5 protein-coding genes and 1 rRNA gene are annotated in these 14,166 nt (G+C 76.7%); 4 read left to right on the top strand and 2 right to left on the bottom strand.

Going from position 1 to position 14,166, the window contains the following annotated elements:
• Genes ACTMS9_RS21475 through ACTMS9_RS21460 form a run of 4 tightly spaced genes read left to right on the top strand, consistent with a single transcriptional unit; the run spans position 1 to position 12,988 of the window.
• Positions 1–4,794, top strand: a complete 4,794-nt coding sequence (locus ACTMS9_RS21475) for a hypothetical protein (protein ID WP_441165802.1) — start codon at positions 1–3, stop codon at positions 4,792–4,794.
• The gene (locus ACTMS9_RS21470; protein WP_441165801.1) at positions 4,791–9,296 is read left to right on the top strand and encodes a hypothetical protein; all 4,506 of its coding nucleotides are present in this window, start codon (positions 4,791–4,793) and stop codon (positions 9,294–9,296) included. The genes ACTMS9_RS21475 and ACTMS9_RS21470 overlap by 4 nt, the downstream gene beginning before the upstream one ends.
• Entirely contained in the window at positions 9,293–11,152 is a 1,860-nt protein-coding gene (locus ACTMS9_RS21465) for a hypothetical protein (RefSeq protein ID WP_441165800.1), read from the top strand. Before ACTMS9_RS21470 ends, ACTMS9_RS21465 begins: the two co-directional genes overlap by 4 nt.
• A 30-nt stretch (positions 11,153–11,182) precedes the next feature.
• Positions 11,183–12,988 carry a hypothetical protein gene (locus ACTMS9_RS21460; RefSeq protein ID WP_441148565.1) on the top strand — a complete coding sequence of 602 codons (1,806 nt, stop codon included), beginning with the start codon at positions 11,183–11,185 and terminating at the stop codon, positions 12,986–12,988.
• 156 nt (positions 12,989–13,144) lie between these two features.
• Here the strand turns inward: ACTMS9_RS21460 and ACTMS9_RS21455 are convergent, their stop codons facing one another.
• Both ACTMS9_RS21455 and rrf read right to left on the bottom strand, forming a co-directional pair.
• Entirely contained in the window at positions 13,145–13,984 is an 840-nt protein-coding gene (locus ACTMS9_RS21455; RefSeq protein ID WP_441165799.1) for an alpha/beta fold hydrolase, read from the bottom strand.
• A gap of 107 nt (positions 13,985–14,091) precedes the next feature.
• Positions 14,092–14,166 (bottom strand): 5S ribosomal RNA (rrf, locus tag ACTMS9_RS21450); the annotation flags it as partial.

Here is a 14,166-nt window from a genome sequence, read left to right as displayed (position 1 = left end):
ATGGGTGGCCTGCGTTTCCTGCCGTGGGTCCGCGACGGGGTGGCCCGGGTCATCTCCGACACCGACCCGCTCAGCGGCGCGCTGCCCCGCCCGCGCGCCCAGGTGGACCTGAACGTCACCGCGCTGGGCACGGACACCGCCACCGGCGACACCCGGGAGATCGCCGGCACCACCACCGCCCTCCTGCACGGGCCCGGCGACGTCGTCGGCGTCGATCCGCAGGAGATCATCCGCAGCTTCCCGGCGCCCGGAGCGGAGAACGTCGAGACGACGATGCTCGCGGCGGTCGAGTTCGACAGCCCCGAGCTGCCCTGGCTGTACACCCCGGCGCGCCCCGACGACCGGGGCGCGCTGCGCCCGTGGCTGGTGCTGGTCGTGGTGCCGGCCGGCACGGGCGGCCGGCTGCGCACCGAGGCCGGGCAGGCACTGACCCGCCTCACCACCACCGTGCGCCACCTGCCCGACCTGGCCGCGTCCTGGGCCTGGGCGCACGCCCAGGTGCTGGTGACCGCCGACGACGAGGACGTCGCCACGGTGATCGCCGTCGCCCCCGAGCGCACCCTGTCCAGGCTGCTCTGCCCCCGCCGGCTCGCCGGCGGCACCGACTACCTGGCCGCCGTCGTCCCGGCCTTCGCCGCCGGCGTCCGCGCCGGCCTCGGCGAACCGGTCGACGACACCGGCCCGCTCGCTCCGGCCTGGGGACCCGGCTCACCGCACCCCGGCGCCGACGATCCGCTGCTGCTGCCCGTCTACCACCACTGGACCTTCCGCACCGGCCCCGACGGCGACTTCGAGTCGCTGGCCCGCCGACTGCGCCCCCGCGTCCTGCCCGCCGGTGTCGGCCGGCAGCCGGTCGACATCGCCGCCCCCGGCGGCGGCCTGCCCACCGCCGACGAGGAGGGCGTCGAGGGCCGTTCGGTGCTCGGCTTCGAGGGCGCCCTCGCCTCCCCCGCGATGACCCCCACCGAATGGGCCGCCGACGTCCGCGACGCCTGGCGGGACACCCTCACCGCGCTGCTGCGCCACTCCGCCGACCGGCTCACCCCGCCGCTGTACGGCGACATCCACAGCCAGGAGCAGCGGCTGCCCGCCCCCGGCGCGGAACCGCAATGGCTGGCGGGGCTCAACCTCGACCCCCGGCAGCGGGCCGCCGCCGCGCTCGGCACCCAGGTGGTGCAGCGCCACCAGGAGGACCTGGCGGCCGCCGCCTGGGCCCGGGCCGCCGCGCTGCGCGACACCAACGACCGGCTGCGCCGGGGCCAGGCCGCCCGGGACACCGCCACCGCCCTGTTCACCCGGCGGCTCGATCCCGACACCCCCGGCGCGGCGGTCGCCGACGACCAACTCGTCGCGCTCACCCAGCCGGTGCACGACCTGGTGCGGGTGCCGGAGGCCGGCCTGGCCGCCGGGGACGGTGACCCGCTGGACGCACGGCTCGCCGCGAACCCGGGCGCGCGGGCCGCCGCCTCGGCCCCGATGCGCCGGCTGCTGCGCCCGCGCGGGCCGCTGGCCCGCCGGGTGGACCCGGACACCCCGCCCGCCGCGCTGACCCGGCTCGCCGACGGGGACAGCGCGGTGCCCGCCGCCCGCGTACCCACCGGCGGCACGGTGCTGGACACCCTGGTCGCCGACGGGAGCGGCCTCGGCGCGCTGACCCGCCAGGTGATCGAGCAGGCCGCCCGGAACCCGTGGTGGCACACCGGCCCGGCCACCCCCACCCTGCGCGCCGCCGCCGCGACGCTCGCCGACGACCCGGTCACCCGGGTCACCACCAACGGCGGCGACCTGCTCGGCGGCGACCGGTTCTTCGTCGGCACCGCCGACGGGCGGCTGTTCGAACGCCGCCGCCTGAGCGGCCAGTGGGTGTGGCGGGACCACGGCGCGCCGCCCGGCACCGCCGTGGTGACCTCCGGCGCCGCCGTGCCCCCGGGCCGGGTGTACGTGCGCACCCGCGACAGCCGGCTGTTCGAGCGGCGCTGGGACGGCGACCGGTGGGTGTGGACCGACTGCGGCGCCCCCACCCTCGGCGTGCACAGCCGGCCGGTGAGCGACGGCACCCGGCTGCACATGCTGGGCGGGGACGGCAACCTGCACCGCTACGACCCCGCCGGCCGGGCCTGGACGTCACTGGGCGCTCCCGCGCTGCGCAGCGGGGAGCGGCTGTGGGGATCGCCCCGCCCGTCCGTGGCCGGGGTGCTCGTCGCCACCAGCCAGAACCGGCTGTTCGGCCACAACGGACAGTGGCGACAGGTCGGCCCCGACACCCTGCCGACCTGGGGGTCGCCGGCCGCCCAGCACGTCTACCCGGACCGGGACCGGCGCACCGGCTACTCGTGGATCACCCCGGACGGGCGGCTGGTCTCCCAGTTCGCCGACGGGGCCACCATCCTGCACGGCGCGCCGGACGGCTGGCGGGTGGTGTCCCTGGCCCAGGAGGCCGCCCCGGTGGGCCACGAGGAGGAACTGGCGATCGTGGTGCTCGCCGCGAGCACCACCACCGGCGAGGTACGGCTGAAGCGCCGCTACCTGTGGTACCATGACGGACAGGAACGGTTCCTGTGGGCGTGGGGCCCGGTCACCGACACCGTGCCCGCCGGCGGGCTCGGGGCGCACCGCCCCCACCCGCTGCTCGGCGACTCCCGCGACGGCGAACTCTTCGCCGTAACCGGCGGCGGCCGGCTCACCTCCTACCGCTGGACGTACGGGTCGCCCGGCTGGATCGACCACGGCACCCCGCTCGATTCGCGCGGCGTCGGACCGCTGGACGACGCCGCCCCGGCCCACCTGCGCCACGCGCCCCGGGTCGGGCTGCTCGGCTCGCTGCTGTTCACCCACACCATCACCCAGGGCACCGGCAGCCGGGCCCGGATGCAGGCCGCCCACCACGTCGGCGACGACGGGGCGGTCCACGAACCGGCGCTCACCCCCGCCGTGGACGCCCCCGCCATCCCGGTGGCGGCCCGGGCCGCCGCCACCACGATCGGCACGGTCGCCCCGACCGGCCGACCGACCCTGGTCACCGCCGCCCTGCTGCCCGGCACCGTCGCCGGCACCTGCCGGATCGCGTACTGGGTGGGCCGGGAAGCCGACTCCGGGGGCGCGGCGGCCGGCGGCTGGACCGGCCCGTACGAGCTGCCCGACCCGGTCAGCGGCGACGCGGCCGGCCTGGACGTCGCCCTGGCCGACCTCGACGGCGACGGCCGCCCCGAACTCCTCGTCGCGTACGGGGTGAGCCGCTCCGGCGGCACCGACAACCGGGTGTACTACCGGGTCGGCTGGCGGCTCGACGAGTCCGGCGTGGTCACCCGGGGCTGGACCGACTCGCTGCCCACCCCGCAGCAGCTCGACCGGATCACCGCCGTCGGCGTCGACGTGGTCGACATGACCGGCGACCAGACGCCCGACCTGGTGGTCTTCGCGGCCGGCACCCTCGGCGGCGCACCGTGCGCCCGCCACCTCACCGGACGCGCCGTCAACCGGCGCGGCCGGGTGGTCGGCGGGTGGACCGCCCCGCGCGCGGTCGTCGACGAGGCCGCCGTCGCCGGCGCCGACGGGGCGGGCATCGCCGTGGCCGACGTCACCGGCACCCGCCGACCCGACCTGGTCGTGGCCCGCCGCACCGGCGCCACGGTCACCTACCGCGCCGCGTTCGACCTGGACCCGGACGGAGTGCCGGTCACGTGGAGCCCCACGTTCACCCTCACCGGCGCCGCCGACGCGGGTGCCGCCCGGGGCTGCGCCGTCGTGCTGGCGGACCTGCGCGCCGACCTGGTCGCCGACCGCGCCGCCATGGGTGACGCGTTCATGGCCGCCGCCGCCCGCCACCAGGACCGGCTCGCCCCGGCGCAGTCGCTGGCCCGCGACCACCAACCGGCGCCCGTCGACCTGGCCACCGCCGCGGCCGCCGTCCGCGAGACCGTACGCCCCGAGACGGCCGTCGCCGGGGAGGTGCTCGCCGGGCTCACCCTCGGCGACGGTGACCTGGTCGACGCCCTGCCCGACACCGGCGACCCGCTGCGCCGACTGCTCGCCGGCGTCACCTTCGACGTGCCCGCCTACGAGCTGCTGCGCGGGCTCTCCCAGGAGCACGTGGTGCCGAACCTGCCGGCGGTCGCGCCGGAGACGATGACCGCGCTGGCGGCGAACCCGCGCTTCATCGAGGCGTACCTGGTCGGCCTCAACCACGAGATGAGCCGGGAGATGCTCTGGCGGGAGTTCCCGGCCGACCCGCGACAGACCTGGTTCCGGCAGTTCTGGGACGTGCGCGGGGCGATGTCCGCCGGCGACCCGCTCACCGACCTCCCGCCGCTGACCGACCCGGCCTGGCGCAGCGGCCCGCTGGGCAGCCACCTCACCGCCGTCGGCGCGCCCGGCGAGGAGTCCCTGGTGCTGGTCGTTCGGGGTGAGCTGCTGCGCCGCTACCCCTCCACCGTGGTCACCATGCGGGAGGCCACCTGGACCGGCGACGAGGAGCGCAGTCCCACCGGACCCGACCTGCTGCCCATCTTCAACGCCTGGCTCTCCCCCGACCTGCTGCTCTTCGGCTTTCCCCGCACGGCGCAGGTGGCCCGCGGCGCCAGCCGGAAGCTCGACGGCCCGGCCGGCTGGTTCTTCCTGCTGCGGGAGCAGCCGGCCGCACCCCGCTTCGGCGTCGACGCCGAACCCCCACCCCCGGACGCGGTCGTCTTCGCCGACCACCGGCCCGGCAACGCCGCCGACACCGCCGCCGCCCTGCTGCAACGCCCCGTCCTGCTCGCCCGCCACGCCAGCGACCTGCTACCGGAGAACCGATGAGCACCGTGAACCGACCGCCGCTGGCCAGCGTGCTCACCGGCACCCCGTGGACGCTGCCCGCGACCGTGCCCGCCGTCCTGCTGCCGGTACGCCTGGAGACCCGGTTCACCGGCGCCACCCTGAAAATCCGGGTCTACCCGGACCAGATCCACGTCGACGACCACGAGCCGGGGCTGACCGCCGAGGAGCTCACCGCCGGGCGGGCGTACTGGGGCCACGGCCGCCCCGACGGGCCGTACCCGGTACCCGGGGAGGCCGCCTGGACGGATCTGACCCGCCGCTTCGGCGCGGCCCGGGCGGCCTGGATCGCCCGGGTCACCGAACCCGTCGCCGGGGTCTTCCCGGACCCGCTGCCCCGCGACGCCCCGTGGTGCGAACCGGCCCGGGCCCGGCTGCTGCCCAGCCTCTGGTACGCCGTCGGCCGTACCAGCGACGGCCGGCTCTTCAGCGGCGTCTCCGGCCCGGTCACCCCCGACCTACCGGTCGGCCCCACCCCGGTGCTGCCCGGCCGGCCCCCCACCGGCACCCCGATCGACGAACTGCCCGCCGAGTCGCCACCGGTCGACGCGGGGATGCGCTGGACCGTCGACTTCGACGCCGCCCTCGCCGCCGGCATGGCCCTGACCGTCACCGTCCCCACCGACGCCACAGGCAGGCCCGTACCGGTGGAGCGGCTGCTGGTGTTCGGGCTGGACACCGCCACCGGCCCGGCCGGCTCCGCCCGCGCCCTGGCCCGCCTGCTGGAGGCGCACGCCGCCACCGACGGGCTGGCGTTCCTGCCCCCGGACACCCCGACCAACAACACCGCCACCGTCACCCCGGCGGCGACCCCGACCGCCGGCCCGGTCACCGCCGACGACCAGGCCGACACTGCACCCGAGTCCGCCGCCGCCCTCGTGGCCGCCGCGCTGGGGGTGCCGCTGACCGCCGCGGCCGACGACGCGCTCACCGCCGCCCGCCGGCGCCCGGCCCGCGCCGGCGCGCCGAGCGCGCTCGCCCGGGGCACCGGCGCCGCCACCGTGGACCGGCCCACCGGACGACAGGTACGCCGGGCGCTCTGGCCGGCCAGCGTCGGTGCCCTGCTGCGGCACCTGCTGCCCGTGGCCACCCCCGCCGAGCAGGCCGCCGTACGCGAGCACTTCGTCGCCCACGTCCACGCCGAGGGGCCGCTGCCCACGCTGCGCGTCGGCCGCCAGCCGTACGGGCTGCTGCCGGTGACCAGCCTGCGCCACTGGCACCCGGCGAACCCGGCCGAGGCGCGGGCGGTGGGGCTGCTCGACGCCCTGCTGCGCACGGTGTGGCTGACCTCGCCGGTCCCCCGGATCACGCCCGGGCTGGCCGACCCGGAGGCGACCCTGCTGGAGATCCTCGCCACGGACGCCCGGGTGCTGGAGGTCCGCGCCCGCAGCATGCTCGGCAACGAGTACGTCAGCTGGCTGTGGCGTTTCGCCCGGCTCGGCCTCGGCCCCGGCTGGCGCGAACAGGTCGTCGAACCGGCCCGGGACCTGCTCGCCGCGCTCGGGCTGGGCGGTCCGACCGACCCGCGGCTGTCGCTGGCCGTGTTCGCCAAGGAGGCGTACGCCCTCGGCACACCGCTGCTGGACGGGCCCGGTGAGCCGCGCGCTGACCGGGTCCGCTCCTATCTCGACGCCCTGGCCACGGTCGGCCTGCGCGGCGACGAGGTGCCGGCGCGCCCCGGCGACGGGCCGGTGCCGCTGTTCCACCGGCTGCTACGCGCCGCGCTGATCGCCGAGCACTCCGCCGCCGCGGACGCGTTCGCCGCCGAGGCGGCTCTGCCCCGGGCGGCGGAGATCCCCGAACCGGAACTGGTCGACGTCCGCCCGCACGAGACCACCGCGGTGCTGCGCCGGCGGCTCGCCGTGCCAGTCCCCGGCGCGGGCGGGCAGCAGCTCGGCGCCTACCTCGCCGGCACCGTCGCCGACCCACGGCAGGTCCGGGCCACCGCCGAGCTGCGCGACTTCCGGGCCGCGCTGACCGACCTGCGCGACGCCCTCGACGACGGCCTGTCCCCCACCGACCTGGACCGCCACGTCGCCGGCACGCTGGGCCTGGCCGCGCACCGGCTGGACGCCTGGATCACCTCGCTGGCCACCCGCCGGCTCGCCGCGCTCACCGCCGGCCCGCCGCCCGGGGTGCACGTCGGCGGGTACGGCTGGCTGGTCGACCTGCGCCCGGCCCTGCCGCCCCGGATGGTCACCCGACCCGCCGACGTACCCCCGGAGGCGGCCCCACCGACGCTGGTGGCGGCGCCGGACGGCGCCGGGCACGTACTCGCCCCGTCACCGGCGCAGGCGGTGACCGCCGCGGTGCTGCGCAGCGCCTGGCGCGCGCACGGCGGTGCGGACAGCCCGCTGGCGGTCGACCTGTCGTCGCGCCGGGTACGCCTCGCCGCGCAGCTCCTCGACGGCGTCCGCGCCGGCCAGAGCCTCGGCGCGCTGCTCGGCTATCGCTTCGAACGCGGCCTGCACGACCACCCCGACGGCCCGCTGGACCACCTGCTGCCGCAGTTCCGCCGGCTCGCCCCGGCCCGCGCGCACCGCGTCGACCCGACCGACGACGGCGGCTCCACGATCACCGCCACCGTCGAGTCGACCGCCGGTGTGGACGGCCTGGAGCTGCACCGGCTGCACCAGGCCGGGGCGGTCGACGGGCAGCTCGCGGCGCTGCCACCGACCGCCCGGGACGCCGTCCGGCAGGTGCTCGCCGACCTGGCCGACGCCACCGACGCGGTCGCCGACGCGCTGCTCGCCGAGAGCGTCCACCAGCTCTCCCTCGGCGACATGAACCGGGCGGCCGCCGCCGTCGACGCCGCCTCCGGCGCGGCCGCCGACCCGCCGGAGCTGCATGTCACCCGCACCCCGGTCACCGGCGCCGCCCTCACCCACCGGGTGCTGCTGCTGGTCAACGTCGACGACCGGTTCGGCCGGCTGCGCCAGGACTGGCCCGCCGCCCGCGGCCACCACCCACGGATCATGACCGCGGCCACCGACGCGCTGGTCTCCGTGCTGCTGCCGCCGTCCTGGCGGGTCCGGTGGCGGCTGCGCTGGCACTCCCCGGACGGGGTCACCGCCACCACCTGGCGGGAGGCCACCCTTGACCGGCTGCAGATCCCGGCGATCGACCTGGTCGCCGCGCCACCGCACCCCGGCCGCCCCGACGACGCCGAGCTGGACCGGCGCATCGCCCTGGACGCCTGGGGATCGCCGCTGCCCGCCGGGGTGACCCGGGACTGGCGGCTGGAGCTGGACTACGACCGCGACCCCGCCTGGCCGCTGGAGCGGCTGAGCCTCGCCGAGTTCCTGCACGCCGTGACGGTGCTGCGCGACCTGATCGGCCGGGCCCGCCCGGTCGTCGCCGCCGACCTGCGCCTCGAACGGGACGCCCCGCCGCAGGTCGACCCCGTCACCAAGGCGCAGGCCGACGAGATGTGGCACCTCGCCCGGCAGCACAGCAGCGCGCTGCGGGCGGTCCCGGAGCCGGACGCGCCGGGCTGGGACGAACCGGCCGCCCGGCAGCTGCTCGACGCCGCCGCCGGGTTCGGCGTCATCGGCGCGGTGCCCCCACCGCCGGTGCCGGAGGGTGCCCGCGCCGTCGCCGACGCGGTGCTCGTCGCCCGCGCCGAACTGGCCCGCCGGCTGGTCGCGCACTGCGCGGTCGTCGGCGAGCTGTGGGACCGGGCGCCCTGCCCACCCGCGAGCTGCCGCTGCGACCCGGCGACCGACTTCGACCGACCGGACGCGCCACCGGACCGCCGCCGCGAGGCCCAGATCGCCCGGATCCGGGCGCTGCTCGGCCCGGACATGCCGGTGCTCACCCGCGCCGACGCCCCGGCGGAGCTGGCCGCCGCGCTGGCCGCCAGCGACGCCCTCCAGGGCGGCTCACCCCATCCGGTACGCCGCTGGCTGTCCCGGTACGCCCGGGTCCGCCCGGCGGTGGGTCGCCTCCAGGAGGTGCTGACCACCGCCGACGCGGCCGGCGCCGGCGGCGTGGTACGGCTGCCCGCCACGGTACGGGTGGCCCAGCTTCCCTACGCCCCCGACGACCGGTGGGTCGGCGAGGCCCCACCCCGGGCCGACACCGAGCCGGTGTCCCTGGTGGTGGTCGCCCCCGGCGGGCTGGACGTGACCCGACCGGTGCACGGGCTGCTGGTCGACGAGTGGACCGAGGTCGTCCCCGCCGGGCAGGTCCAGACCGGCCTCACCTTCGAGTACGACGCCCCGGGCGCCGCCGCTCCGCAGGCGGTGCTGCTCGGACTCGCCCCCGAAGGCGCGGCGAACTGGCAACCGGCCACCCTCGCCCAGGTGCTGGAGGAGACCCTCGACCTCGCCGTGGCCCGCGCGGTCGACCTGGACTCCCTCGGCGCGGCCGGGCAGTTCCTGCCCGCCCTCTACTTCCCCACCAACGTGACCGAGACCGCCACCACCACGGACTTCGTCCCGGACGCGACGCTCACGCCGCAGGGCGGACAGGAGGGCCAGTGACCAGCACCGAGCCGACGACCAGCGCACCGTCACCGGCGAGCACCGACGCGCCGGCCACCCTGCCGTCGGTGACCACCTGGACCCGGCTGGAGCCGCGTACCCGGCGGGCCGACCTGGCGCCCGCCGTGCAGGCGCGCACCGCCGATCCGCTGTGGCTGTTGGCCCGCCAGTGGCAGCTCGGCGAGTTCACCGGGGAGGACACCGGCTCGCCGGTCGCCGCCCGGGTGCACGCCCGGACCGCCGCGTTCACCCGCTACCGGCCGGGCCCCACCGCCGGCGCCGTCCGGCTGCCCGCCCACACGCCGCTGGAGGCGGTGGTGGAACGCGAACCGGCGGCCACCGCCACCGACCTGCGCTTCGCCGTGGACAGCGGCCAGCAGCTGCTACGCCTGCTCGCTGCGGCCGGCGCCGGGGAGCTGGCCGGGCAGCTGTGCACCACGTACCCGGTGCCGGCCAGCCCGCCCGACGCCGCCTCCGCCGCCGACCCGGAGACCGTCGGGTACCTGCGGATCGTCGCCGGCCGGGTGCCGCACGGCGACCTGGCGCTGCGGGCCTGGGCCGAGGGCCGGTTCCTCACCGAGGCGCAGGTCCCGGCCGCGCTGGTCGGCGCGGTCACCGGCGCGGTCACCCAGTGGCTGACCTGGCTGGGGGTGCCGCCCCGCCCGGCCGGCCCACCGCCGGGCTACCTGCTGCAACTGCCGGCCGTGCTGGCTCCCGGGGCGTCCCGACCGGCCGCGCCGCCCTGGCCGCCGGCCGACTTCACCCCGCTGTTCAGCACCCCCGGGCTGGAGGGCCCGGCCTGGCGGCGCGAGCGGATGGAGTACGACGCGGCCGTCGCCGCGCACGACGGCGACGACGAACTGGTACTCACCGCCCACGAGTACGACGGGGACCGGCTGGACTGGTACCACTTCGACCACGATCCCGGCGCCACCCTGGACGCCCACAAGTCGACAAAGGACCTGGTCAAGGTCCTGCTGCCGGCTCCCGTGTCGTACGCGGGCATGCCCTCCACCCGGTTCTGGGAGCTGGAGGACGCCCGGGTCAACCTGGCCGGCGTCGGGGCCGGCGTCGGCGACCTGGCCCGCCTGTTCGTCCTGGAGTACGGCCTGGTCTACGGCAACGACCATTTCGTGCTGCCCCTGGAGCTGCCCGTCGGCACCGCCACCCGGATCCGGTCGCTGATCGTCACCGACACCTTCGGCGTACGGACGCTGGTGCCGGCCGCGCCCGAACGGACCGCGCTGTTCCGCCCCTCCGGCCCCGCCGGCCCCGCCGACGTGCTGGTGCTGCCCGCCACCGCGGCCACCACCCTCGACTCCGCCCCGGTGGAGGAGGTCCGCCTCGGCCGCGACGAGATGGCCAACCTGGCCTGGGCGGTGGAGCGCACCGTCACCGGGGCGACCGGCCGCCCCGTCGACCGCACCGCCCAGGTCGCCCGCGCCGCCGTGCCACCCCGCCCCACCCCGGCCAGCACGGACGTGCCATCGCTGTCGTACGCCTTCGCCACCACCGTCCCGGAGAACTGGGTGCCGCTGATCCCCGGGCCCACCGACGGCCGCCCCGACGTGGTCCGGCTACGCCGGGTGCCGCTGCAACAACCCTCCCGGGAGGGACCGCCGGTGGCGGTGACCGGCCACAGCCGACTGCTCGACTGGCGCTGGCGCGACGACAACCTGGTCGAGCTGGCCTTCCCCGAGGAGGAGGTGCCCCGCGCCGGTGCCCGGGTGCTGCGCCGCTGGCAGCTCGCCCGGTGGACCGACGGCTCGGTGCACCTGTGGCTGGCCAGCACCCGCCGCGCCGGCACCGGCGAACTCTCCAGCGGCCTGCGCTACGACACCGTCCAGCCGCGCTGAACCACCCGTCGACCGAACGCGGAGAACCCGATGACGATCACCTGGAAGAACGACCTGCCCCTGCCGATGGCGCGGCCCCGCTACTACGACTACCAGTACCTGCGCGCGGGCGACCTCACCCAGGCCCTGGACTACCTGCTGGCCCGGCAGAACCTCACCGCCCGCCTGCTGCGCCCGATGGGCGTGGTCAACGGCCTGGATCTCTCCGCCACCGGCAGCGACGTGACGGTCAGCCAGGGCGTGGCCGTCGACGGCGACGGCCTGGTGGTCGTGCTGCCGGAGAACACCCGCCGGCCGCTGCCCGCCGACGGCACCTCCTGGTTCGTGGTGATCCGCTACCACGAGTACCTCGCCGAGCCGCGCGACGAGGGCGGCGTGGTCGCCGAGACCCGGTGGACCGAGGAGGGGCGCATCGAGTTCACCGCCACCGCGCCCACCGACACCACGCACGCCGTGGTGCTCGGCAAGGTCACCCGCGCCGGCGGCACGGTGAGCACACAGACCTCCGGACGGATGGTCGCCGGACTGCGGGTACCGGTGGGGGCGATCGTGCCGTCGGTGGGAGCCGGCTCCCAGTCCGGCATCACCTTCCCCGCCGATCCCGGCGGCGGCCTCGGCGACGAGGCGTACATCCGCTACTGGCCGTACGCCGGCGAGAACACCATCCTGCGCATCGCCAACAACAACGACCCCGATGACCTGATCGCCTTCACTCAGAGCGGCGCCGACCGGCTGCGCATCGGCGGCTCCATGCTGCACCTGGGCAGCATGGAGGGAGCCCCGGTCAGCGCCGGCCAGGTGGTGACCGCGCTGGGCTTCTGGGGCCCCGGCGTGCAGCACGCGCAGCTCTCCTTCCGCGCCGGCAAGGGCTTCGAGCTGGTCGACCGCAGCGCCGACGGGCCGGCGCTCGGCTACCCCGAGGGCAGCAAGCCCTACGCCGACCTCGCGGTGAAGGAGCTGCGCGCGGCGAGCCTGCGCGGACGCGGTGGGCTGTCGCTCACCGCGGAGGGAGCCTTCGCCGTACGGGCCACCGGCGGCGTCACCGTCGTCAAGGACGCCAACGGCAACGGCGACCTGGCGGTGCAGGGCAACCTCGCCCTCGGCGGGAACGTGTCGTTGCCCGCAGCCACCTGGCTCAACGCCGCCGGCCGGATGCACCTCAACGGCTCGGAGCGGCTGTACCTGCTCAACACCAACGGCGTCTACATCGGCTACGGCGGCGGCACCGGCCCCGAGACCGGCTGCGTGTGGGTCGAGAAGCGCGGCTTCTTCGGCGGTGACGTGCAAATCAACGGCCGCCTCGGGGTGGCGGTCAGCCCGAACTCCCTGCCGTCGTGGAGCGGGGGCGGCATCGGCACCTTCGACCTGTTCGCCCGGGGCGCCATCTACTGCGGCAACGAGTCCACCGGGTACACCATCAGCCTGGACGCCGGCAGCGGCATCATCAAGGGCAAGTCGAAGCAGTTCGCCATCGACCACCCGCTGGACGCCCCTGACGCGACCGACCGCCGCCAGCTGATCCACGCCGCCCTGGAGGGTGCCGAGAACGGCGTGTACTACCGCGGCGAGGGGCGGCTGCGCGGCGGGACGGCCACCGTGGAGCTGCCCGACTACTTCGAGGCGCTGACCCGGCCGGACGACCGGACCGTCCAGCTCACCCCGGTCTTCGACGACGACGAGCCGGTCTCGGCACTGGCCGCCTCCCGGGTACGCGACGGCGCGTTCCGGGTGCGCACGGTGGACGGTTCGCCGGCCGAGCACGGCTTCTACTGGGAGGTGAAGGCGGTCCGCGCCGACCTCGAGCCGCTGGCCGTGGAGGTCCCCGCGCCCCGCTGACCCCGGCGCCCGGACCTCTCGCGGTGGGTGGGAACCAGCGCGTGGCTCGGCCTGGTCATCCTCCTCGGCGAGGCCGGCCGCCACGATGGGCTCTGTGCGGCAGCCGCACCGCCGGATCTGGTCAGGTGAGTCGGTCTGCTCGCCCTCGCTGATCCGTCAGCGCAGGAATCCCGCCAGGGCCCGCACGAACCACTCGGGGTCGTCGAGCCACGGGTAGTGTCCGCCGCCGGGTTGCACAGCCGGTTCGCCCTGCGGGAACAGGCCGGCGTACTCGGCGGCGCGCTTCGGGGGGAGCGCCACGTCGTACTCGCCGGTGAGGAGGAGGACCGGCGCCTCGAGGCGGGTCAGGGCGGACCTGGTGGCATCCGGATCGGGGCCGCCGGCGGCGTAGTACCCGGCTGCCACGTCCGGGTTCCTGCCGCCCTCCTCCCGGGCCAGCTGGGCCTGCCGGGCGGCATCCCACCGTCCGTGCATGAACGGGGTGATCGCCGCCCAGTCCTCAGCCGTCGGTTCACCCGACCAGATCCGCTCGAAGGCCGCGAACGCCTCCGGGAACCAGGGCTCTCCGCGGCGCAGCTCGGCGATTTCACGGCGGTCCAGGTCGGTGATCTCCAGACCGACCGGCCGGGGGCTCGGGTTGACCAGCGCGAGACGGGCCACCCGGTCCGGGTGGCGGGCGGCGTACAGCACCGCGAGGCTGCCGCCGGCCGAGTGCCCGAGCAGGTCGATCCGGTCCCGGCCCAGGTGCACGCGCAGCGCTTCGACGTCGTCGACCAACCGGTCGCACCGGTAGGTCGCCGGGTCCGCCGGCGCCGCCGACTCCCCGGTCCCCCGCAGGTCGAGGCGGACCAACGACCGGTGCGCGGACAGTCCACCCAGGTCACCGAGGTACGCCGAGGCCAGCATCGGACCGCCGGGCAGACAGATCAGCGGATCGCCCGCGCCGACCCGGTGGTACGCCAGCCGGGTGCCGTCAGCAGTGTCGAATGTGGCCATGCGGAGATCATATCCGCCGGCACTCATGTCCAATAGCGACAGCTTGCCGGGGGTGGATATACCAATCAGGGCCACCCCTTGAAAGGGGTGGCCCTGATTGAATGGTTGTCCGGCGGTGTCCTACTCTCCCACACCCTCCCGAGTGCAGTACCATCGGCGCTGGAGGGCTTAGCTTCCGGGTT

Origin of the sequence: Micromonospora sp. L31 (genome assembly GCF_052068075.1) — a bacterium.
GTDB lineage: Bacteria > Actinomycetota > Actinomycetes > Mycobacteriales > Micromonosporaceae > Micromonospora > Micromonospora purpureochromogenes.
Note: the sequence above shows the minus strand (reverse complement) of the source record. Positions and strands in the feature narration are given on the sequence as shown.

Coding starts and splice junctions, on each gene's coding strand:
- ACTMS9_RS21460 (WP_441148565.1), top strand. CDS start 11,183: ATGACGATCACCTGGAAGAACGACCTGCCCCTGCCGATGGCGCGGCCC.
- ACTMS9_RS21455 (WP_441165799.1), bottom strand. CDS start 13,984: ATGGCCACATTCGACACTGCTGACGGCACCCGGCTGGCGTACCACCGG.
- ACTMS9_RS21475 (WP_441165802.1), top strand. CDS start 1: ATGGGTGGCCTGCGTTTCCTGCCGTGGGTCCGCGACGGGGTGGCCCGG.
- ACTMS9_RS21470 (WP_441165801.1), top strand. CDS start 4,791: ATGAGCACCGTGAACCGACCGCCGCTGGCCAGCGTGCTCACCGGCACC.